A 22628-nucleotide genomic window follows, 5' to 3' on the forward strand; every position below is an offset into this window, starting at 1 on the left:
CCGATTAGGCTCCTCGCAGGGTCCGAAACGGGGGGAGTTCTCGATGGTCGACGTCGGCAGGGCACGACAACTGTTCGAACTCGGCGTGCTGTCGATGGGTATTGCGGTCGAGGGCACCGATCCGGTGGACAATCCGCAGCAGGCGGCTCTCGCCTTCACCCGCGCCAGCGAGTGGGACCCGGGCATGGCCGACGCCTGGATCGGCCGGCTCGCGTGCGGACCGGCGGCCGTCGGTACGGGCGACGCGGTCAACGAGGCGCTGCTCGCGGTGTATCGCCACCGCGATGCGATCGGTCGCGAACAGCGTCGGCTCGGGCTGCCGCCGGGACTGCTCGTCGGCCGCTGGTACACCGGGATGTTCATCGACTATCCACTCGTCGATGCCGACCACGCCGTCGCCGCGTACGCCGCCACCCTCATCCGTGGACACGATCTCGCCGGGGCCGCCGAGGTCCTGTCACAGATCACCGGCGACGCACCGATCGCCGAGTTCATGACGGGCGTGCTGCACTTCTCGGCGCAGCGCTGGCCCGATGTCCTGACCGCACTGGGGCGAACCGAGTCCTGGGCCGACGAGTATCTGGGCAGCGCCGCCGACTACATGTGCGGCAGCGCGTGCGTGCAACTGGGCATGTTCACCGAGGGGCTGCGCCGGCTACAGCGGGCCATCGACGGCCCGATCCCCTCCTGCGCGACCCGGGCGCTGTTCGCTCTCGGGCTCGCCTTGCGGGAAACCGGTCAGGAGGATCAGGCCCGCGCGGCATTCGAGCAGGCATTCTCCCGGGATCCGGCGTTCACCGCGGCCGCCGACGCGATGCGCAGCCAGACTCTGCGGCTGACCGTGACGAGCGCCGAGGAGATCGCGGCACGGGCCGACATGTGGGACCCGGCGTCGACACCCGGCACCGACGCCGCGGACCCGGCCTCGGTCGACGGCGACGACCTCGTCGCCCGGGCGCAACGGGATCTCGACGCACAGATAGGTCTGGAGTCGGTCAAAGAGCAAGTGGCCAAACTGAAGTCGGCGGCGACACTGGCACGGATCCGGGCCGATCGCGGGCTGTCGACGTCGGCGCGCAGTCTGCATCTGGCCTTCACCGGACCACCCGGTACCGGTAAGACGACGATCGCCCGGGTGATCGCCACGCTGTACTGCGGACTCGGATTCATCAAGTCCGACAAGGTGATCGAGGCGACCCGACGAGATCTGGTCGGCGAGCACCTCGGCTCCACCGCGATCAAGACATCAACGCTGATCGACTCCGCGATGGACGGGGTGCTGTTCATCGACGAGGCGTACACGCTGATCCAGCAAGGCCTTTCCGGGGGCGACGCCTTCGGTCGGGAAGCCGTCGACACCCTGCTCGCGCGAATGGAGGACGACCGCGACCGGTTGGTGGTCATCATCGCCGGCTACGACGCCGAGATCGACCGCTTCCTCGCCGCCAACGAAGGGCTGGGTTCGCGCTTCGCCCGCCGCGTCCGCTTCGAGTCCTACACGCCGGGCGAGCTTGCCCGCATCGGCGAGTTCCTGGCCGCGCAACGGGATTCGATCCTCACGGCAGAGGCGATGGCCGAACTCGAGCAGGCATGCACACCGCTGTATCACGATGTGCGCCAAGGCCCCGGTGGAACCCAGCGAGCCACCGACCTCGCCGGCAACGGCCGGTTCATCCGCAACACCATCGAGGCCGCCGAAGAGGAACGCGAGGTGCGCCTGTCGGCGGGCGGTGATCTGGAGAGCCTCACCCACGACGAACTGATGCGCATCGAGGTCGCCGACCTGCGTGCCGCGCTGAACTCGGTGCTGTCGGGCCTGGCACCGGCAAGAACTCTCGCATGAACACGGAGTCACCCATGCGTACCGAATCACCCACGAGCACACGCCGAATCCGGGTGGCGATGGTCGCGCTCGCAGTGGTGGTGGTCGCGGCGGTGCCCGCGTGCACCGTCAGCGGCGACCCGGTGGCCGACCCGGCGGCCGCCTCGATCTCCACGACGACCACCGACCCGGACACCACCACCGACTCCCCAGCTCCCGACTCCCCAGCTCCCGATGCGACAGAGCCCGATTCGACCGAACCCGATTCGAGCACCGACGCACCGATCAGCGACGTGCCCGCGCCACCGAACGCGACGACGATGACGTGCAGCCAGTTCGTGACACTCGATCGCTCGACGCAGGCGGCGGTATTGCGCGCCAACGGCGCCACCGCCGACAACACCCGGCTCGGGGTGGTCATCGACATCTACACCACCGTGTGCCCCGGCTACCCCGATGCACTCATCGCCGACCTCGTCGCCGGACGCCTACCGAACTGACCCGAGGCTCAACCCACGGGGGTCCTCAACTCGCAGACGTCACCGCGATGATCCGTTCGGTGAGCTCCGGTCGGCAGATCACCAAGTCGGGCAAGTATGTGTCGTCGCGGTTGTAGACCAGCGGCGAGCCGTCGATCCGGCCGCACCACAAGCCTTTTGCCTGTGCCACAGCGACCGGCGCCGCCGAATCCCACTCGTACTGGCCACCGGCGTGCACGTAGGCATCGGCCTCACCGCGCACCACGGCCATCGCCTTGGCGCCTGCCGATCCCATCGACAACACCTCGCCGCCGATCGCGTCGGCCACCGACTGCGAGAACGCCGGGGGCCGTGAACCACTCACCACCACCCGCGGCAGCTCGCCCTTCGGGGTACTCGCCAGCCCTTCGGTGGGCGTGATCGGGAGGTCGTCGTCGACGTAGGTGACCGCCAACGCAGGCAGTGCCACGGCACCCGCGATCAGTGTGCCGCCACCGTCGGCCGACCACAGCGCCACATGCACCGCCCAATCGGTGTGTCCGTCCATGCCGTATTCGCGTGTACCGTCGACCGGGTCGACGATCCACACGCGCTGCGCGCCCAATCGTGACTTGTCGTCGGCGGACTCCTCCGAGAGCACCGCATCATCCGGCCGTTCCTCGGCGAGGCGGCGCATCAGCAGGTCGTTGGAGCGCAGGTCCCCCTCCTTGCCGAGGTCTTTGCCCGTCAAGCCACTGGTTGCACGGATGTCCAGCAGCAGATGTCCTGCGGCCGTGGCCAACTCACCGGCGAGTGCGCGATCGTCCATCCTCGTCTCCCATGCTCGATTCCCCGATCGGCCCGCGACTTCCGCAGGCCACGCCTCGGGGCACTACAGGCCCAGATTACGCAGGACCGCGTCGGCGGCCTCCGACGGGGAACCGTCGGCGGGGGTCACGACGAGGTCGGCGTGCTCGGGGCGTTCGTACGGCGAGTCGATGCCGGTGAATTGGCTGATCTCACCACGTCGGGCCTTGGCGTACAACCCTTTCGGATCACGCCGCTCGCATTCGTCGAGGGGGGTGTCGACGAAGATCTCGAAGAACGGCAGCCCGCGTTCGGCATGGATCTCCCGCGCTCGGGTGCGCTCGTCACCGAACGGCGAGATGAGCGAGACGATCGCGATGGATCCGGAGTCGGCGAACAGTGCCGCGACCTCGGCGGTGCGCCGGATGTTCTCGCGGCGGTCGTCGTCGCCGAATCCGAGGTCGGAGTTCAGTCCGTGCCGCAGGTTGTCGCCGTCCATCAGGTAGGCGGGCCGCCCCTCGGCGACAAATCTTCTCTCGAGTTCCATTGCCAGTGACGACTTTCCGGACCCCGACAGCCCGGTCAGCCAGACCGTCGCGCCGGCGTAGGGCCGATGCTCACGACCGACCTTGGTGGTCTGCCAGACGATGTGGCTGTCGTGGCTGACCGGGGCGGTGATCATGCCGGCACCGACCGTCTTGTTGGTGGCCTCGTCGATGAGGATGAAGCTCCCGGTTTCCCGGTTGCGCCGATACGAATCGAACATGACGGGCTGCTGCGTGCGTAGTGTCACGCGTGCGATCTCGTTGAGGCGCAACGACGTCGCCGCCTCGTCCCGGTGCAGGGTGTTGACGTCGAGACGATAGGCGAGGCCGGTGATCTCGGTGCGGGTGGATCGTGTTCCGGCCATCAGCGCGAACCTGCTGTGCGCGGTCAGCGTCGAGTCCTCCGAGAACCAGCACACCATCGCGTCGATGTCGCGGCCCACGTAGGGCCGGTTGTTCGGTCGGGCGAGCATGTCACCGCGGACGATGTCGATCTCGTCGGCGAGTTCGATCGAGCACGCCATGGAGGCGAACGCCTCGTCGACCTTGGTCCCGCCGGGTCCCCAGATCTCGGTGATGGTGGTGGTGAAACCGCTGGGCAGCAGCACGATCTCATCGCCACGGGCGAAGACCCCGCCGGCCACCGTGCCGGCGTAGGCGCGATGATCCGCGCCGTCGCTGCGCTGCGGCCGGATCACGTACTGCACCGGCATCCGCGCGTCGATGAGGTTGCGGTCGGAGGCGATGTGCACATTCTCCAGATGGCTCAACAACGTTCGGCCCTGATACCAGTCCATCGCTTCCGAGGCGTCGACGACGTTGTCGCCGCGCAGCGCCGAGATCGGGATGAAGGTGATCTCACCGACGTTGAGCTTCGCCGCGAAATCGGCGAATTCCGAACAGATCTCGTCGAAACGCGCTCGGGACCAGTCGACGAGGTCCATCTTGTTGACGCAGACCGTCAGGTGCGGGATGCCGAGCAGCGACGACAGGAAGGCGTGCCGCCGGGTCTGTTCGAGAACTCCTTTGCGCGCGTCGATGAGGATGATCGCGAGGTTCGCGGTCGACGCGCCGGTGACCATGTTACGGGTGTACTGCACATGCCCCGGAGTGTCGGCGATGATGAATTTTCTTCTCGGCGTGGAGAAGTAGCGGTAGGCGACGTCGATGGTGATGCCCTGTTCGCGTTCGGCGCGCAATCCGTCGGTGAGCAACGCCAGATTCGCGTACTCGTCGCCGCGCTCAGCGCTGGTCCGTTCGATCGACTCGAGCTGGTCGGCGAAGATCGATTTCGCATCGTAGAGCAGACGACCGATCAGCGTCGATTTCCCGTCGTCGACCGACCCCGCTGTCGCGATGCGTAGGAGTTCTCCTGTGGCGCCGGGCATCTCGATCTGAGCCATCGGAATCTGGGGCGTCGGAATCTGCGGCGTCGGAATATGCGGCATCAGAAGTAGCCTTCCTTCTTGCGGTCTTCCATACCCGCTTCGGAGATGCGGTCGTCGGCACGGGTGGCGCCCCTCTCGGTGACCCGCGTCGCCGCCACCTCCGCGATGACCTTGTCGACGGTGTCGGCGTCGCTGAGTACGCAGCCCGTGCAGGTCGCGTCGCCCACCGTCCGGAATCGCACGCGCTCGGTGTGAGGTTGCTCCCCCGGCAGTCGTTCGAGGAACCGTGTGTCCGCCAACAGCATTCCGTCGCGCGGTATCACCTGACGCTCGTGTGCGTAGTAGATCGACGGCAACTCGATGTGCTGTTCGGCAATGTACTGCCAGATATCGAGTTCGGTCCAGTTGCTCAGCGGGAACACCCGAATGTGCTCACCCTTGTGGTGGCGGCCGTTGTAGAGGTGCCACAGCTCGGGCCGCTGGGCACGAGGGTCCCACGTGCCGAACTCATCCCGGAAACTGAAGACGCGCTCCTTGGCCCGAGCCTTCTCCTCGTCGCGGCGCGCCCCACCGAACACCGCATCGAAACCGTTCTCGGTGATACCGCGCAGCAGGGCTGTGGTCTGCAGCCGATTGCGACTCGCGCCCGGGCCGGTCTGCTCGACGACACGACCGGCGTCGATGTCGTCCTGCACCGAACTCACCACGAGCCGGACACCGGTCGCGGCGACCACCCGGTCGCGGTAGTCGATGACCTCGTCGAAGTTGTGCCCGGTGTCGACGTGCATGAGCGGGAACGGGATCGGGGCCGGCCAGAACGCCCGGCGGGCGAGGTGGAACATCACCACCGAGTCCTTACCGCCGGAGAACAGCAATACCGGCCGCTCGAAGGTCGCCGCGACCTCGCGGAAGATGTGTACCGACTCGGCCTCGAGCGCGTCGAGATGACTCAGCTCGTAGTGCCCGCGTACGGGCGTGCTCGCGGATGACGCTGTCACTCTGCGCTCCCTTGACATGTCGAATATTCGACACTCAGTATTGACTATGTGACGGACACGCTAGGCGCTGCAGACGGGCCAGGTCAACAACCACCCAACTCCTCGGCGACACGGCCGCCGTCGCCGCCGACTGCACGCGTCGTGGAGATCGTCGAGATCCTCGGGACCGCCGATGGCCCGTTGTCCCTCGCCGACATTGTCCGCCGAACCGGGCACTCCCGCGCCACGGCACACGCGATCCTCGGCGAATTGACAGCTCGCGGATGGGCCATGCGCCTTCCCGACGGCAACTATTCGACGGGTGGTCGCCTCGTCGGCCTCGCCGTCGCGATCTCCCGTGCCGATCACCTCACTCGCCGAGCCGGTCCGCTCCTCGACGCCCTTGCCGAACAGCTGGGCCTGCACTGCTTCCTGGCACGGCGGGTCGGTGACGAGATCACCATCGCGGTGGGATCGGCGCCACCCGGCCACGGCCCAGGCTCGGCGGCGTGGCTGACCAGCGACGCCCGGATGCCGTTGCGGCCGCCGGTCTGCCGCGAGTTCCTCGCCTGGGCGCCACCGGCCGAGCGTGCGTCGTGGATCGCCACGGCTCCGGCGTCGCTGCGCACCCGTCTCACACTCGTCCTCGACGCGGTCCGCGAACGAGGCGCCTCGATCGAGCGGATGACCGACGACCACGTCGCCCTGATGGCCACGCTGGACTCGTTGAAGGTGCCCGCGGGTGTTCGGGTGCGTGTCGACGAACTCCTCGAACAGATCAGCACCATCGACTATCTGCCCGACGAGCTCGGCGACGACACGATCGCCGCGGTCACCATCGGCGCACCGGTCTTCGACGCCGGCGGTGGCGTCCACGCCTCGGTCGTCGTCTGCCCGGGCGGTCGCGTCGATCGCACCGAACTCGATCACCTCGTCGACGCGGCGCGTGGATGCGCTGCGGAACTCTCCGAGGGCGGTTGCGGCGATCTCACCGTCACGCCGTAGGGCGGACGATCCGGGGAGTCGCGGTCTGCCATGTCCGCCCCTACCAACCAAGCACTTGCTAGGTTACGCTCGGTGGCATGAGCGACGCCGTCATCCCACCACCCCTGGGCCCCGACGATCTCGGACCCGACACCTCGCCGGTCGCCTACGAGGTCGGCGGTCCGGCAGACGCGGTCGCCTACGTGACCCTCAACCGACCCGAGTACCGCAATGCGCAGAATTCGGTGATGACCTATTCGCTCGACGCCGCGTTCCGTAAGGCCGTCGACGACGCGTCGGTGAAGGTCATCGTGTTGCGGGCCAACGGTAAGCACTTCTCGGCGGGCCACGACATCGGTACTCCGGAGCGCGATTTCGACACCCATTACGAGAATGCTGCTGTCCTGCATTGGGATCACACCGACAAGTCGGGTGCCGATCAGCGACTGGCCCGTGAGATGGAGGTCTACATGGGGATGTGTCGCCGGTGGCGGGACATCCCCAAGCCGATGATCGCGGCGGTGCACGGGGCTTGTATCGCCGGCGGGCTCATGCTGGCGTGGGTCTGCGACTTCATCGTCGCCTCCGACGACGCATTCTTCTCCGACCCGGTCGCCCGCATGGGCATTCCCGGCGTCGAGTACTTCGCCCATGCCTACGTCCTCGGGCCCCGCCGGGCCAAGGAGATCCTGTTCACCGGCGAACGCTTCACTGCGACCCAGGCCGCCGAGTGGGGCATGGTCAATCATGTCGTCGAACGAGATGGACTCGCGGGCAAGGTGAACGGCATCGCGGAGAAGATCGTCGAGATGCCGATGCAGGGCCTGTTCCTGTCGAAGAAGGCGGTCAACATCTGCGAGGACCAGATGGGCATGCGCAACGCGATGGACTCGGTCTTCGGTTGGCACCACTTCGCGCATTCGGCCAATGCCGAATCCTCCGGCGGGGATTCGCTGGGCGGGATGGATGCGAAGTCGATGAAGAGCGCCGCCGCCGGGTCGGGGTCCTGACGTGGACTATCTGTTGGACGATGCGGCACAAGCATTTCGGGCGGAGATCCGCAGCTGGCTCGCCGACCATGTTCCCGCGGAGCCGTTGCCGTCGATGGACACCGCCGAGGGCTTCGAGGCACATCGCGAGTGGGAACGAACGATGGCGGCCGACCGGATGTCGGTGGTCAGCTGGCCCGAGGAGTACGGCGGTCGTGACGAGCCGCTGCTGCACTGGCTGATCTTCGAAGAAGAGTACTACCGCTCCGGCGCACCCGGAAGGGTCAGCCAGAACGGCATCTTCCTGTTGGCGCCCACCCTGTTCGAGCACGCGACACCCGAACAGCTGTCCCGGATCATGCCGCGAATGGCACGCGCCGACGACATCTGGGGTCAGGCGTGGAGCGAACCCGACGCCGGCAGTGACCTGGCATCATTGCGCTCGAGCGCCACCCGCACCGACGGCGGTTGGCTGCTCAACGGCCAGAAGACGTGGAGTTCCCGATCGTCCTTCGCCGATCGCGCATTCGGCTTGTTCCGGACCGACAAGTCCGCGCAACGCCATAAGGGCTTGACCTACTTCATGTTCGACCTGCGTACTGCCGGGGTGACGGTGCGTCCGATCGCCCAGCTCGACGGCGAACCCGGCTTCGCCGAACTGTTCCTCGAAGACGTTTTCGTCCCCGATGACCCGGCCGATCCCGCGGCATCGGGGGTGATCGGCGAGGTCGATAACGGGTGGCGGGTGGCGATGAGCACCGCAGCCAACGAGCGCGGACTGTCGCTGCGCTCGCCCGGACGGTTCCTCGCCACCACCGACCGGCTCGTCGAACTGTGGAAGGCATGTGGCGACAGTGTTCCGCCGACCGCGGCGACCGACAAGGGCGTCGCGGACGCCTGGATCGGTTCCCGCGCTTATGAATTGTCGACGTATCAGACCGTGAGCCGGCTCGCCGCCGGCGGTCAGCTCGGCCTGGAGTCGTCGATCAACAAGGTGTTCTGGAGTCAGTGGGACATCGCAGCACACGAGACCGCCCTGGACCTACAGGGCGCCGACGCCGAGCTCGACGACGCGTGGCTCGACGGTTACCTGTTCTCCCTGTCGGGACCGATCTATGCCGGCACCAACGAGATTCAACGCAATGTGATCGCCGAGCGACTCCTCGGCCTACCGCGGGGGGATCGCTGACATGGACTTCCTGCTCGCCGATTTCCACAACGATCTCGCCTCCAGCGTGGATGCGCTGCTGACCAAGGCCGACAGTCCCGCCGTCGCCCGCGCGTGGGCCGCCGGTGACCGGGCGCCGGCCGCCAACGTCTTCGGCCAACTCGCCGACACCGGCGTCTTCGGGCTGCTCATCGACGACGAACACGGCGGTGCCGGCGCGGGGGCTGTGGAGATGGCCGTGGTCGCCGAGGTCTTGGGCCGGCACGGCGTCCCCGGCCCGCTGGCCGAAACAGTGGCCGTCGCACCGACTCTGCTCGCCGGCACCGATGCCGCCGACGACCTCGGCGCCATTGCCGGTGGTCGGCTGGCGTCGGTGGCGGCGGCGCCATGGGCGCCACGCGCCGCCGACGCCGACGCCGCGTCACAGGTGTACCTCCTCGCCGACGGCACCTTGTCCACGGCGCAGATCACCGCCACCCACCGCACGGTGGACCCGGCCCGCACGGTCTCCGAAGTCAGCGCGTCCGACCCGGTCGACACCGAGGTGAACGGTACTGCCGCAGCCGATCTCGGCGCGCTGGCCACCGCCGCCCAGTTGCTCGGTCTGGGTGATCGGATGCTGTCGATCGCGTCGGAGTACGCGGTGGCACGCAAGCAGTTCAGTCGCGCCATCGGCTCCTTCCAGGCCGTCAAGCACCATCTGGCCGATGTCGCCATCGCGTTGGAGATGGCACGGCCGCTGATTCACGGGGCGGCCGTCGGCGTCGACGGCGGAGCCCCGGAGGGCACCGACGTGGGCCGCGACATCTCCGCGGCGAAGGTGGCCGCCGCCGATGCGGCGTACCTGGCGTCGCGTCATGCTCTGCAGGTGCTCGGGGCGATCGGGTACACCGCCGAGCACGATCTCTCCCTGTATCTGACCAAGACCCGCGCCCTGATCGGCGCGTGGGGTACCCCCGCCGCGCATCGGACGCGAATCCTGGAGACGCTGTGACCACCGAACCCACTGTGCGCGAATCCATCTCCACCGAGGAGCGAGAGGCCCTGCGGGAGTCGATCGCCGCGTTGCTCAAGCAGCGGGGTGGTTCCGCCGCCCTGCGTACGTCTATGTCGGAAACACCACGCATCGACCGAGGGTTGTGGCAGACGCTGTCGACCGAGATCGGTGTCGCGGCACTGCCGATTCCCGAGGAGTTCGGTGGTGCCGGGGCGAGCTTCGTCGAGACCGCAGTGGTGCTCGAGGAACTCGGGGGCGCACTGTCGGTGGTGCCGGTGTTCTCTGCGGCGCTCGCGAGCGCCGCGCTGCTGGCCGCCGGAGATGATGCGGCCTCGGCGCGGTTGCTGCCCGCGATCGCCGCGGGGACGTCGATCGTCGCGCTGTGTTGGGCGGCACCGTCGGGGTGGTCGTCGTCCGGTGTCCGCGCGGAGGCCGGACTGCTCTCGGGCACAGCCCATTACGTTCTCGACGCGGAATCTGCCGATCACTTGCTGGTCGTCGCCGGCACCGACGCCGGACTCACCGTCCACGACGTCGATGCCCGTGCCGAAGGTGTGACGATCACTCCGCAACCACTACTCGACCCGACACGCCCGCTCGCGTCGGTCACTTTCGACGACGTGCCCGCCGAGACGATCACCGCCCGCGCCGGGACCGTCGACACGATCCGGACCGCGGCCTGGGCCCTGATGTCTGCGGAGCAGGTCGGTGGCGCCGCCCGTGCTCTGGACCTGACCGTCGGATACAGCAAGGAGCGCAACCAGTTCGGCCGCGCCATCGGATCGTTCCAGGCACTCAAACACCGGATGGCCGACATGTACGCGCTCGTGGCGACGTCGCGGGCGATATCCCACGCCGCGGTCGAGGCACTCGCCGCCGGTTCGGCCGACGCCGCGGAACTCGCGGCGGCCGCCCGCGTCCACTGCTCGGAGGCCTACGCGAGCGTCGCCGGCGACGCCATCCAGATCCACGGGGGCATCGGCATCACCTGGGAACACGACATCCAGCTGTACTTCAAACGTGCTCAATCGAGTTCCCAACTGTTCGGCCAACCGCATGAGGTCGTTGCCGACATGGTGGACCGGTTGCGCGGCTGAACTCTCGGTGGCCTCCAACTGAGGATCGCACAGCATCCAGCAACCGATCGTCGAACCGCCCAGGAGACAAACTTGCCGATCACGGTTCCGAGCGATGGAAGGACCGTCCTCTTACGTGTCGACTTTCCACGCCGGACGCGGACTGGAAGAAGCTCTGCTCGGACGCGCAAAAGGACGTCTTACTGCCGGGAAGTGATGGACAATAACGCTGTCCCTGAACTGCATCAGCGACCAAGAACGCTATGACCGCACTGCCGCTGGCGACTTCAGGGACATTGAATGGGACGGTCCACCACGCCCTTTCGTGCTGCTTGCCGACACAGCTTCCTTCTCCCGGGATCGTCCGACGACGCTTACAGTAGTCGACACGCTGCAGGAGCCGGCAGGAGTTTCCGCGTGGAGCCAGATGATCTTTGGGTCGTGGAGACCGGACTGACGCTGGGCACCTGCTGGTTCAGCGAGCTACTCGGCTCCACCGTCAACGGCGTGCTGCGATCGACACCGATGTGAGTACCGGGGGTTCTGCGGCAAATCATCGACTGCCGTAGAGAAATTCTCGGGTCCGACCGTCGGCCGGCGCGAACAGCTCGACGGTGTACTCGTCGATCGTGACGTCGCGGGCCGAGGTCAAGGCGGCGGCCATGGTGAAGAAACTCAGTTCGCCGTCGGGATGTCTCAGCCGCAGAGGCACCACGACCGAGTCGTCCACGGATTCGGACTCCTCATCGGAATCGCTTGGGTACGCAGATAGTTCGCGGGCGAGATCGGCAAGGACGCGATCCCCTGTCCACTCCGCACGCCGACGCACCTGACCGATCAGATGGTTCCGTATCGTCGCGAGGTTGGCGATCCGCGGGGCCACACCGTCGGGATGCAGGGTCAGCCGTAGGACGTTGGCGGGCGGTTCGAGCAGGTGCGGCGCACATCCGTCGAGCAGCACTGCGATCGTCCCGTTGGCTTCGACCAGCCCCCAATGGCGGTCGCAGATGACCGCGGGCACCGGCTCGACAGCGGCGATCATCTGCGACAGCTCACTGCGCACCACCGCGAGCTCGGGGTCGTCGGGCCGATGATGGGAGTAGACCGGAGCATGACCGGCCGCCAGGAGTATCCGATTGCGTTCGCGCAGAGGTATTTCCAGATACTCTCCGAGATGAACGATCAGCTCGGTGCTGGGCACCGAGCGCCCGGTCTCGACGAAACTCAGATGCCGAGCGCTGATCCCGACCTGCAAGGAGAGCGCGAGCTGTGAGAGCCCCTTGCGAAGCCGCCAGTCCCGCAGCATCTTTCCGGCACGATCTGATTCGCTCGTCCGTACCGGCTCGGTGGTGGCAAACATGACCTCCAAGGTAATTGACCACGCAACCCCGCGAACAGTGGAATGGAACCGACGAGAGGAGCTCGATATGACCACGACCGCCGACACCGACACCTCGCCCGACATCGACGTCCCACGGTGGCTGCGGATGATCATGCGCAGCGACCGCTTCGGCTCGTCGTCCTACATCGTGGTGAGCCTCTTGTTCGCGCCGATTCTTCTTCTGCTCGACGGGTGGCCGGTGTTGCACACCATCGCGCTCGTGGCGCTCGCACTCGGCGGCCTGTGGCTGGGGCTTCTGGGTATCGCCATGGCCACCGGCCTGGCGATCGTTCTCCGCCGCGGCGTCGAGCTTCCGGAGCAGTACTGGAAGACCGTGTTCGACGACTACCCGGTGAATGATCCGGGTCGGTGACCCGATTGAGAACCAGCACCACCGCACCGCGTCTCGAGGCTCCTCGCCTAGCGGCTCGTCACACCTCGACGACCGGGAATGCGCACCGCGTCTCGCGGCTCCTCGCCAAGCGGCTCGTCACACCTCGACGACCGGGAAGACCTCGACGACCGGTGCAGCTCAGGCGGGTTTTCCCCGGCCGACCCACCGTTCGATCACGGCGTTGACGGGGCCGACGGCGAACAACAGGAGTAGTGAGTACAGCCCCGAGCCCGGCACCACCAGCGTGATCACGATCGCGACGGTCAGCAGGATCGGGGTGCCGAAGTCGGGCAGCCGGGCAAGCCAGGCGTCGACGTCGTCGCCGGAGTGGAGCAGTTCGCGGTGCCGACGGCCCCACATCGACATCACCACCACCGACGCGATCGACAGCCACAGCACCGCCATATAGACGACGTTGGCTCCCTTGAGTGTGTTTCCACTGATCAGCGCGGTGACGAAGGGCAGCACCACGATGGTCAGCAGCCACGGCAGATGAAGGTTGAAGATCATCCGGTCGTAGGTCTTGAAGTACTCGAAGGTGCCGTGGTGGTTGCGCCACAGCACCCAGATCACGACGAAACTGATCAGGAAGCCGATGATCTCGTCGGAATGCTCGTCGAATACCTGCCCCACCGTCGAGTCCTGGGCGACGTCGTGGATGATGTCGACGAGCGGCAGGACGAGCAACGTCAACGCGATCGCAACAACGGCGTCGGTGAAGGCGATCAGTCGGCGGAACCCGTCGTCGGTACGGCGTTCGTACTTCTCGGACATGTGATCAACCCTAGGTGTCATCCCCCGCCGATGATCGCCGACCTCGCGCAAACCGTGGCACCGGCGAGGATGCCTGTCGCACAATACGCACATGGTTGGCCTCGATCCCAGGATGGGCGCATTCGACGCGGTGATGTTCGGCATCGAGGACGACCCGCTGTTGCGGTCGTCGATCACGCTGGTCGCGATGCTCGACCGCGCACCTGATCTCGCGCTGGTGACCGACCGCACCGAACGACTGACCCGATTGCAGCCGCGCCTACGTCAGCGGGCCGTCGGTAATCCGATGTCGCTGGCTCCGCCACGCTGGGAGGTCGACCCGCATTTCGACGCCGGATTCCACCTGCGGTGGCGACGCGCACCAGGCGAACGCGAGGCGCTCGCCGAGGTCCTCGACTTCGCAGAGCGAATGAGCGAGGCCGACTTCGATCGTGCGCGCCCGCTGTGGGAGGCCGCGATCATCACCGGCCTCGTCGACGATCAGGCCGCGCTGATCGTGAAGATCCACCACTGCATCACCGACGGCATCGGTGGTCTGGCAATGGCTGCCTCGCTGTTCGACCTCTCCCGCGATGCCCCGGAACCCGGAGACATGCCGACGGTGCCGGCCGCCGAACCGTCGAGCCTGATCCATCGGGTCGAGCAGGCCGTGGGGTTCGAGGTCCGCGCCGCCGCCTACGACGCCGCCCGGGTCGCACGACTGGCGTTCTCGACCGGCAGGACCGCCGTCACCAACCCCGTCGGTGTGACCCGACAGGCCGTCGACACCGCGGCGTCGACGATTCGGATGCTCGCACCCCAGGGCCGTCCGCTGTCCACCTTGATGTCGGATCGCTCACTGTCGGTGGACTTCTCGGTGGTGGAGGTGCCTCTCGATGCCCTCAAGTCCGCCGCACGCCGGCATGACACCACGCTCAACACCTGTTTCCTGGCGGTGGTGACCGCAGCGCTGCGCGACTATCACGTCGCGTTGGGCGAGCAATTGCGCCGAGTCCGGGTCAACATGCCGGTCAGTGTGCGGACCGACTCCGACGAGGCAGCCGGGAATCATTGGGTACCCGCACGTTTCGTGATGCCGGCCGAGCCGGCCGACGTCAGTGGTCTGCTCCGACGGATCGAGCCCGTGGTGCGGCGGGCCCAACACGATCCGGCACTGCGCGCCTCGACGATCGTCTACCAGTTGCTCGCCTCATTGCCGGCCCCACTGACCACCTCGATCGCGGGTTCGTTGATGAAGGGGGTCGACGTCGCCGCGACCAACGTCCCCGGCCCACCGATGTCGGTCTTCACCGCGGGCGCCAAGGTCACCAAGCTCATCCCGTTCGCACCCAAGTCGGGGGCCGCGGTCAACGTGGGACTGATGTCCTACGCCAGCGGCGTCTTCCTCGGCGTGAATTGCGATCCCGCGGCCGTCACCGACAGCCGGTTGTTCACCGAATGCGTGCGGACAGCACTCGCCGATCTGCTGCACCCCCGCGGACCCCAACCACCCGACCGGCGCCTGACGGCGGTGATCGATCACTCTGATACGAGCGATCAGGAAGCGAAAGCGGTTGTCACGGTGTCCTCGTCGAGACCGTAGTCGGCCAGCCGGTAGGTGTGGCGGGGTGCTCGCGCCCCCGAACGGCTCTCCTCGTCGAGCACCCGCATCGCCGCTCGAGCCGCGTCGGACACCGATGCCCCCAATGCCGCGTACACGCGGTCGACGACGCCGAACGGGTCTGCTCGCAATTCGTCGAACTCGACGTCGACGAACTGTGTGGGGTCGTATCGCTGTCGGGCACTCGAGAATTCGCGCAGACCACGCGACCACAGTTCGAGCTGTGAGGCACCAATCCGCTCGCCGACGAAGGTCGTCGACCACCCCGGAGTGGCATGTTCGGCGAGGCTGCACATGGAGGCGATGATCGTTTCCGGCGCCCGATGTGTCTGGATCACCAGAGCATCGGGATAGGTGGCCATCAGCGCATCCAAGGCGAACAGGTGGCTGGGATTCTTGAGTACCCAGCGCTTTTCGGGATCGTTGGAGCCGATGAGCTGCAGGTTGCGTTTGTGTCGGGCGTACGCGGGCGTCCAGTCCTGGCCGGCGAGCCAGCGCGAATAAGTGGGCAGGTACGCCAGTGACTCGTAGGAGATCGACATCATGCTCTGCCGCAACAACTGCCAGCATTCCTCGACTTCGGCCGCATGCATGTAGTGCAGTCCCAGGAACTCCGGGTTCTCCACGTGGTGTTGGGCGAAGCCCGCGTTGATCTGTGTGAACACCGGGTTGTCCGACCACGTCTCGCGCGGCGGACGCGGCTGCGGGACGTCGCACAACCACATCTCGAGGCCCTGATGGGCGGGGTCGGCGGTGAGCAGCCGATGCAGTGCGGTGGTCCCGGTACGCGGCAGCCCGGTGACGAAGATCGGCCGGGTGATCGGCACGTCGACGTAGCCGGGGTTGGCCTTCCACGACGCCTCGCTCAGCAGCCGCGCCACCAGCGCCCCCTTGAGGAAGTACCGGAACATCTTGCTGCCGAGTTCGGTGAGCCCGGCCTCTTCCGCGTACGAGGTGAGCAGGATTGCCAGCGCCTCGCGGTACCCGTCATCGCCGAAATCATCCAGACCGGTTGCTCGCATGGCTGATTCGTGGAGGTCGTCGACGGTCCCCACGGTCGTCAGCGTCGATCTAGTCATGGTATTCACCGCAATTCACGTCGAGGGTGTGACCGGTGATGGCACGCGCCATCGGCGAGGCGAGGAAGACCACCGCGTCGGCGATCTCATCCGGCTCGGGTAGACGATGGAGATCGGAGCGGCCCGCCGTCTGCTCGTACACCTGCTCGGGGGTGATGCCGTACTTCTTGGCGACCTCCCCGAAGTACCACTTCAGTTGGTCGTCCCAGATGTAGCCGGGCGCCACCGAGTTGATCCGAATCCCCTTGTCCCCCAGCTCGGTGGCCAGTGTCTGCGACATCGCGAGCATCGCCGACTTGGCCAGCTTGTAACTGCCGTAGCGGGGCTCGGAATGGCGGATCACCATCGAGTTGATGTTGACGATCGACCCGCCCCTCTCGGCGAGCGAATCGGTGAACGCCTTGATCACCCGCAGGGTGCCGAGCACCGTCAGGTCCAGACTCGCGGTGATCTGGTCGAAGTCGGTGCGGGCCAACGGTTTCATCGACGGCAATGCGAACGCGTTGTTCACCAGCACGTCGACGCCGCCGAACTCGCCGACGGCGGCGCTCACCAGTGCGTCGACGGCGTCGTCGTCGGTGATGTTGGTCGGTACGACGAGCGTGGGCGTGTCGAGTTCGGCGGCCACCTCCTTGAGTCTGGATTCGGTCCGAGCCGCGAGCACCACACTCGCTCCGGCGGCCGCGGCCCGAACACAGATCGAGCGTCCGAGCCCTGGCCCGACACCCGACACGACGACGACCTTGTCGGCCAGTAGTCCTTCACTCATGCGAGCATCCTCTCGGCAAAGCCTCGCTGCCGCTGTGCTATTCGCTGCGCCCAGCCGTCCGCGTCGACCCGGTTGTGCGCGAGATACGGTAGATGCGCCGCCACGTCGCCGACGTCGATGACCTGTGCCGTCGGGCCCTGCTCCGGGGTGATCGGTCGCTCGGTCCGCTGCCAGCGAAACTGCATGATCCCGCGTTCGCGCCCGGTGGTCTCGATCCAGTTGGCGATGTGCGGATCGGTATGCGAGATCACCATGCGGATCATCCCGTCGGGATCAACTTGTGCCTGAGCAGAATTCAGGCTCGTCTGGTGGTGCACGTAGTCCAGTGAGATGTACCACAGGCTGCCGAGCTGGAATCCCTGGTAGGGCGCGTCGGATTTCGGAACCGTGACGAGGATCGCCTCGTCGGGGGCGAGACGATAGTGGCCGACCGACGAGAACTGGGTGGCCAGCCCACCGGGTGTCAGCCGCGGCGGGGTGAAGGTGTTCACCGGCTCGTCGAGATAGAACCACTTGGGAAAGTTGAACCAGGTGTTGATCCGCGCGGTCAACATCTTGGCCGCGGTCCGGTAGCGACGGGTCACCCGTTCGAGATCCGGTTCGGTGGGCGCGGTTCCGCTCGTGTCGACGCGTTCGATGGCGATGGCGCCCTTGCGCTGGGCCCAGTCGGAGTAGACCTCGCGCACCGACAGTGTGGTGGCGCCGTCGGGGAGGACGAACTCGTCCGCGCAGCCCGGTCCGCTGCCCGCGGGGCGGAAGACGATCTCGAAGGAGCCGTCGTCGGCAATGGTGATGCGCCGGTCGTCGAAGGCGTCGTCACCGCCCGGGACCGCGTCGGGGGTGTAATCCCCGCGCAGCACTTGGAAACTCAGGTCGGCGGTGGTGCCCCGCCGCCCCCAGACCCGGTAGGTGCCTGCGGGGTCGATGTCGGCGTGGTAGTAGAGGGTGTCGGGGTTGTCCAGGCCCATCTTGGTGTACGGTCCGGTCGATGCGACGAACACTGGGTGGGTGAGGTTGCGGGTACGAACCAGGTGACCGATCGCCGAGATACTGCCGGCGAGATAGTCGAGCCCCTCGGCCAGATCTTGTTCGCTACTCACGAATTCCGCTGAGCGGATCAGCTTCTCGGCCTCGGCGATGGCATCGGTGAACGGCTTGGTGGCCTGTTCGGCGATCGTGATGCTCGGTGCACTCATAGCCAGGTGTCCCCTCCGGTCCAGGTCAGGAAGTTCTCGAGTTCGGCCTGTGCGGGTGTCACGCGCGGGTGTTCGGTGGAGAGGTATCCGCCGCGGTAGAACAGCAACGGCTTGTCCTGCAACACCTCTCCCAGCGTCTGGGCGCGGCCGATGACGATATGGTGATCACCACCGTCGGCAACCTGCTCGATGGTGCACTCCGCCCAGGTCAGGCAGTGTCGGATGACCGGCAGCCCCGCGGGCGAGGGGTCCCACACCACGCCGGAGAACTTGTCCTCGCGCGGCGCACCGAAATTCGCGCTCACGTCCTGCTGACGATTCGAGAGCACGTTGACGCAGAAGCCGCCCCGCTGCTCGATCACCGACCACGTACGTGAGGTCTTCTGCGGGCAGAACAGCACCAGCGGCGGGTCGAGGGACAGCGCCGCGAACGACTGGCATGCGAATCCGGCCGGCTGGTCGTCGGCGGTGAGCGTGGTGATCACGGTGACGCCGGTGCAGAACTGGCCCATCGCGGTACGGAACTGTCGGGAGTCGAAATCGGCGGAGCCGTAGGGGGTATGGGCGCTCATGGCCGACTCGTCGCTACTGGGAGAATCCGACGGTGAAGTCATGGCCCCACAGGCTGACCGCGGTGCTCTCCCGGGCGATCCAGTCGTCGTCGGCGACGGTTCTTCCCTCACAACCGAATTCGACGTCGAATCCGCCGGGTGTCTTCATGTAGAAGGAGAGCATGAGGTCGTTGACGTGCCGACCGAGGGTGGCCGACATCTTCACCTTGCGGCGCAGCGCCCGGTCGAGGCACAGACCCACGTCGTCTGAGTTCTCGACCTCGACCATGAGATGCACGATGCCCGTCGAATTGGGGATCGGCAGGAACGCCAGCGAGTGATGTCGTGGATTGCAGCCGAGGAAGCGCAGCCACGGCACCTCATCGCCCTCTTCGCGGCCGACGGCCTGCGGTGGCAGTCGCATCGAATCGCGGAGCGAGAAGCCGAGGACGTCGCGGTAGAACTCCAGCGCAGCCTTGTCGTCGGAGCAGGTGAGCACCACATGCCCGAGGCCCTGCTCACCGGTGACGAAGCGGTGGCCGTACGGGCTGACGATTCGTCGATGCTGCAGTGCCACACCGTGAAACGCCTCGATGGTGTTGCCGGCCGGGTCGGTGAACACGATCATCTCGACGACCTGACGCTCGAGGAGTTCGGTGTCCTTGGCCTCGCGATAGACGACGCCGGCCGCCGACAAGCGATCTCGGACGTCTTGGAGCGCCGACGCATTGGCGCATTCCCAGCCGGAGGACGCGAGCCGGTCGTGGTCGCCCGGCACGATCACCAAGCGAGCCGGGAAGTCGTCCATCCGCAGGTAGAGTGCGCCGTCGACGGTACCGGTGCCCTCGACCATGCCGAGCACCTTCAGGCCGTATTCGCGCCAGGCTTCGACGTCGGTCGCCTCGATGCGCATGTACCCCAGGGAACGGATCGGACTGTCGGTCATGTGCTGGGTGCTCCTGTCCTCGCGTGTGCTGTCCACCGGATCGGCGTGAATCAGATCGGCGTGGCTCAGACCATGGTGTCGCCGACGGGAATCCCGAACTCCCCGTTGCCGAATGCGACGTAGGCACGCTCGGGGTCATTGGCGGCGTGGACGCGTCCGGCGTGTGCATCGCGCCAGAACCGCTGGATCGGCGAATCCACGTTCAGCGCACCGGCACCCGAGTTCTCGAAGAGACTGTCGATCGACTCGATCGCGCGGCCGGTGGCGCGCACCTGATCGCGCCGGGCGGCCAGCCGCAACTCCATCGGGATCTCCTCGCCGGCGAGGATGAGGTCGTATTCGGCCTGCAGGTTGCCCGACACCTGACGCCAGGCCGCGTCGATGTCGCTGGCGGCGCCGGCGATCCGGACCTTGGCGAACGGATCGTCCTTGGACTTCTCGCCCGCGTAGGCGGCGCGAACGCGCTTGCCCTGATGTTCGACGTGCGAATGGTAGGCGCCGTAGGCCATTCCGATGATCGGCGTCGAGATGACGCTGGGATGAATGGTGCCCCACGGCATCTTGTAGACCGGCGCGGTGTTCCGCTCGAGGCCGGGACTGCGGTATTCGGCCATGGTGCGCATCGAGAGTACGCGGTGGGTCGGGACGAAGGCATCCTTGACCTCGAGGGTGTTGGAGCCGGTGCCCTTGAGCCCGACCACATTCCACACATCCTTGATCGTGTAGTCCGAGCGGGGCAGCAAGAAGCTGACGAAGTCGACGGGCTTGCCGCGCTTGATGACCGGTCCGCCGACGAAGGTCCAGTCGGCGATCTCACATCCCGATGAGAACGCCCAGTTGCCGTTCACCTTGTATCCGCCGTCGACGACCTCGCCCATCCCCATCGGCGCGTACGACGAGGAGATGCGGACGGTGGTGTCGTTGCCCCACACGTCCTCTTGCGCCTGCTGGTCGAAGAGTGCGAGATGCCAGTTGTGGATACCGATGATCCCCGACACCCAGCCGGTGGACCCGCACGCCGTCGACAATCGCCGAACGGCCTCGTAGAAGGTCACCGGGTCAACCTGATAGCCGCCCCACTGCTCGGGCTGCATGAGTCGGAAGAAGCCCGCGCTCTCGAGGCTGGAAACCGTCTCGTCGGGAATCCGACGCAGATCCTCGGTCTGCTGCGCACGCTGCTCGAGTTCGGGCAGCAGCGCATTGATCTTCTCCAGGACCTGCGCGCCGGCCTCGCTGCGCTGACTCGGATCGCTCTCTCGTGCTGGCATCTCACCCATCCCTGTTCTCTTCACTGTGTGTCTTCTCGTGTGCTCGTCCCCCAACCAGCACCGGCGTGACGCGTACCGATTCCAAGACTAGAACACGTTCTCATTTATGTCGAGTACTGGGACTTTGTGCCCATTTCCTGCCCGTATCCGGGTTCGTCGGCCGCGGTCCACTGCTATTTTTGTAACATGTTCTAGTATCGGCTGTACGCGATTCGCATGCAGCGCCACGATGGGAGAGATCCGAATGGCTGTGAGCACAGGCACCCCGACCGCAACCTCGGCCGCCGACGCGGCCGATTCGGGCGTGCGGGAGATCGACACCGGCACCCCACCGACCCGCTTCGCCCGCGGATGGCACTGCCTGGGCCTGGTGGGCGAGTTCGCCGACGGCAAGCCGCACTCGGTGCAGATCTTCGGCACCAAGCTCGTCGTCTGGACCGACACGTCGGGACAGATCCAGGTGCTCGACGCCTACTGCCGACACATGGGTGGCGATCTGTCACAGGGCAGCGTCAAGGGCGACAACGTCGCCTGCCCGTTCCACGGCTGGCTGTGGAAGGGCAACGGACGCTGCGCCGGTGTTCCCTACGCCAAGCGCAACCCGAAGCTCGCCAAGACCCGGGCGTGGCCGACCATGGTTCGCAACGGGCAGGTGTTCGTCTACAACGACCCGGAAGGCAATCCTCCCCCAAAGGAAATCATCATCCCGGAGCTGTCGGAGGTCGACAGTGACGAGTGGACCGCGTGGACGTGGAATCGGATCGTCATCGAGGGTTCCAACTGCCGCGAGATCATCGACAACGTCGTCGACATGGCGCACTTCTTCTACGTGCACTTCGCACTCCCCGACTACTTCAAGAACGTCTTCGAGGGTGAGACCGCCGCGCAATACATGAATTCCCATGGGCGCCCAGACATCTCGTTGGGCACCGCCTACGGCGACACCCGCCTGGAGTCGATCGCAGCCTATTACGGGCCCTCGTACATGCTGAATCCGATGGTGCAGTACTACGGCGGCTACGCCATCGAGACCATCCTCACCAACTGCCACTACCCCATCGACGCCAATTCGTTCGTCCTCATGTACGGCGTGATGGCCAAGATCCCCGAGGGCCTCTCACCCGAACAGGCCGACAAGATGGCCCAGAAGATCACCGCGGGCATCGAGGTCGGATTCCTGCAGGACGTCGAGATCTGGAAGCACAAGACACGCATCGACAATCCACTCCTCGTCGAGGAGGACGGCCCGGTCTATCAGCTGCGTCGCTGGTATGAGCAGTTCTACGTCGACAAGGCCGAGGTCACCGACGAGATGACCCAGCGCTTCGAGTACGAGATCGACACCACCAAGGCCGTCGAGAGCTGGAACATCGAGGTGCAGGAGAACATTCGGCTCCGAGAGGAACACGAGGCGCAGCAGGCCGACTCGTCCACCGCGACGACCGAGTCACGGGTCTGA

At 66.3% G+C, this 22628-nt stretch carries 21 protein-coding genes; 10 read left to right on the top strand and 11 right to left on the bottom strand.

Annotation, left to right across the window (positions count from 1 at the left end; translation table 11 throughout):
• The first annotated feature begins 43 nt into the window (after window positions 1-43).
• Window positions 44-1843 (top strand): type VII secretion AAA-ATPase EccA, encoded by a 1800-nt coding sequence (eccA, locus tag AC5ZH6_RS21860; protein WP_288337993.1) that lies wholly within the window; start codon window positions 44-46, stop codon window positions 1841-1843.
• Window positions 1844-1857: 14 nt separating this feature from the next.
• Window positions 1858-2322, top strand: a complete 465-nt coding sequence (locus AC5ZH6_RS21865) for a hypothetical protein (RefSeq protein ID WP_288337994.1) — start codon at window positions 1858-1860, stop codon at window positions 2320-2322.
• A 25-nt stretch (window positions 2323-2347) separates the two neighbouring features.
• Here AC5ZH6_RS21865 and AC5ZH6_RS21870 read toward each other — a convergent pair whose 3' ends face one another.
• The 3 genes from AC5ZH6_RS21870 to cysD form a co-directional block, all read right to left on the bottom strand.
• Window positions 2348-3109: a 3'(2'),5'-bisphosphate nucleotidase CysQ gene (locus AC5ZH6_RS21870; protein WP_006369834.1), complete on the bottom strand. Its 762-nt coding sequence runs from the start codon at window positions 3107-3109 to the stop codon at window positions 2348-2350.
• Window positions 3110-3172: 63 nt separating this feature from the next.
• Window positions 3173-5035, bottom strand: coding sequence for an adenylyl-sulfate kinase (cysC, locus tag AC5ZH6_RS21875; RefSeq protein ID WP_288338014.1), 1863 nt, complete (start codon window positions 5033-5035; stop codon window positions 3173-3175).
• A gap of 44 nt (window positions 5036-5079) precedes the next feature.
• Entirely contained in the window at window positions 5080-6036 is a 957-nt protein-coding gene (gene cysD, locus AC5ZH6_RS21880) for a sulfate adenylyltransferase subunit CysD (protein ID WP_079928759.1), read from the bottom strand.
• 30 nt (window positions 6037-6066) lie between these two features.
• On the opposite strand from cysD, the gene AC5ZH6_RS21885 reads away from it, so the two are divergent.
• From AC5ZH6_RS21885 to AC5ZH6_RS21905, 5 genes are all read left to right on the top strand, one after another.
• Window positions 6067-7002 (top strand): IclR family transcriptional regulator, encoded by a 936-nt coding sequence (locus AC5ZH6_RS21885; protein ID WP_240523992.1) that lies wholly within the window; start codon window positions 6067-6069, stop codon window positions 7000-7002.
• A gap of 77 nt (window positions 7003-7079) precedes the next feature.
• Window positions 7080-7991, top strand: a complete 912-nt coding sequence (locus tag AC5ZH6_RS21890) for an enoyl-CoA hydratase (RefSeq protein ID WP_094601022.1) — start codon at window positions 7080-7082, stop codon at window positions 7989-7991.
• A 1-nt stretch (window position 7992) separates the two neighbouring features.
• Window positions 7993-9159, top strand: coding sequence for an acyl-CoA dehydrogenase family protein (locus AC5ZH6_RS21895; protein ID WP_006369816.1), 1167 nt, complete (start codon window positions 7993-7995; stop codon window positions 9157-9159).
• A 1-nt stretch (window position 9160) separates the two neighbouring features.
• Window positions 9161-10132, top strand: coding sequence for an acyl-CoA dehydrogenase family protein (locus AC5ZH6_RS21900; protein WP_288337995.1), 972 nt, complete (start codon window positions 9161-9163; stop codon window positions 10130-10132).
• On the top strand, window positions 10129-11232 hold the full coding sequence (locus AC5ZH6_RS21905) for an acyl-CoA dehydrogenase family protein (RefSeq protein ID WP_288337996.1): 1104 nt from the start codon (window positions 10129-10131) through the stop codon (window positions 11230-11232). Before AC5ZH6_RS21900 ends, AC5ZH6_RS21905 begins: the two co-directional genes overlap by 4 nt.
• 532 nt (window positions 11233-11764) lie before the next feature.
• Here the strand turns inward: AC5ZH6_RS21905 and AC5ZH6_RS21910 are convergent.
• Entirely contained in the window at window positions 11765-12571 is an 807-nt protein-coding gene (locus AC5ZH6_RS21910; RefSeq protein ID WP_416361896.1) for a helix-turn-helix domain-containing protein, read from the bottom strand.
• A gap of 67 nt (window positions 12572-12638) precedes the next feature.
• Between AC5ZH6_RS21910 and AC5ZH6_RS21915 the strand changes: the two genes are divergently transcribed.
• Window positions 12639-12965: a hypothetical protein gene (locus AC5ZH6_RS21915; RefSeq protein WP_014361374.1), complete on the top strand. Its 327-nt coding sequence runs from the start codon at window positions 12639-12641 to the stop codon at window positions 12963-12965.
• Window positions 12966-13124: 159 nt separating this feature from the next.
• Here AC5ZH6_RS21915 and AC5ZH6_RS21920 read toward each other — a convergent pair whose 3' ends face one another.
• The gene (locus tag AC5ZH6_RS21920) at window positions 13125-13760 is read right to left on the bottom strand and encodes a TMEM175 family protein (protein WP_006369809.1); all 636 of its coding nucleotides are present in this window, start codon (window positions 13758-13760) and stop codon (window positions 13125-13127) included.
• A gap of 91 nt (window positions 13761-13851) precedes the next feature.
• Here AC5ZH6_RS21920 and AC5ZH6_RS21925 point away from each other — a divergent pair, with 91 nt between their 5' ends.
• A complete protein-coding gene (locus tag AC5ZH6_RS21925; protein ID WP_288337997.1) occupies window positions 13852-15342 on the top strand; it encodes a wax ester/triacylglycerol synthase domain-containing protein in 1491 nt (496 codons plus the stop codon).
• Here AC5ZH6_RS21925 and AC5ZH6_RS21930 read toward each other — a convergent pair.
• The 6 genes from AC5ZH6_RS21930 to hsaA all read right to left on the bottom strand — a co-directional run bounded on the left by AC5ZH6_RS21930 (window position 15297) and on the right by hsaA (window position 21178).
• On the bottom strand, window positions 15297-16439 hold the full coding sequence (locus AC5ZH6_RS21930) for a sulfotransferase family protein (protein WP_288337998.1): 1143 nt from the start codon (window positions 16437-16439) through the stop codon (window positions 15297-15299). The two genes, AC5ZH6_RS21925 and AC5ZH6_RS21930, sit on opposite strands and share 46 nt — an antisense overlap.
• Entirely contained in the window at window positions 16432-17208 is a 777-nt protein-coding gene (locus tag AC5ZH6_RS21935) for an SDR family oxidoreductase (protein ID WP_288337999.1), read from the bottom strand. The genes AC5ZH6_RS21930 and AC5ZH6_RS21935 overlap by 8 nt, the downstream gene beginning before the upstream one ends.
• Window positions 17205-18404, bottom strand: a complete 1200-nt coding sequence (locus AC5ZH6_RS21940; RefSeq protein ID WP_288338000.1) for a hypothetical protein — start codon at window positions 18402-18404, stop codon at window positions 17205-17207. Before AC5ZH6_RS21940 ends, AC5ZH6_RS21935 begins: the two co-directional genes overlap by 4 nt.
• Window positions 18401-18976 (bottom strand): 3-hydroxy-9,10-secoandrosta-1,3,5(10)-triene-9,17-dione monooxygenase reductase subunit, encoded by a 576-nt coding sequence (gene hsaB / locus AC5ZH6_RS21945; RefSeq protein ID WP_288338001.1) that lies wholly within the window; start codon window positions 18974-18976, stop codon window positions 18401-18403. The genes AC5ZH6_RS21940 and hsaB overlap by 4 nt, the downstream gene beginning before the upstream one ends.
• A gap of 13 nt (window positions 18977-18989) precedes the next feature.
• Window positions 18990-19901, bottom strand: a complete 912-nt coding sequence (gene hsaC / locus AC5ZH6_RS21950; RefSeq protein WP_288338002.1) for an iron-dependent extradiol dioxygenase HsaC — start codon at window positions 19899-19901, stop codon at window positions 18990-18992.
• 65 nt (window positions 19902-19966) lie between these two features.
• A complete protein-coding gene (gene hsaA, locus AC5ZH6_RS21955) occupies window positions 19967-21178 on the bottom strand; it encodes a 3-hydroxy-9,10-secoandrosta-1,3,5(10)-triene-9,17-dione monooxygenase oxygenase subunit (RefSeq protein ID WP_211543840.1) in 1212 nt (403 codons plus the stop codon).
• A gap of 235 nt (window positions 21179-21413) precedes the next feature.
• Here hsaA and AC5ZH6_RS21960 point away from each other — a divergent pair, with 235 nt between their 5' ends.
• Window positions 21414-22628: a 3-ketosteroid-9-alpha-monooxygenase, oxygenase component gene (locus AC5ZH6_RS21960; protein ID WP_288338003.1), complete on the top strand. Its 1215-nt coding sequence runs from the start codon at window positions 21414-21416 to the stop codon at window positions 22626-22628.

The sequence above is a fragment of the Gordonia sp. YC-XJ4 genome (assembly GCF_059511865.1).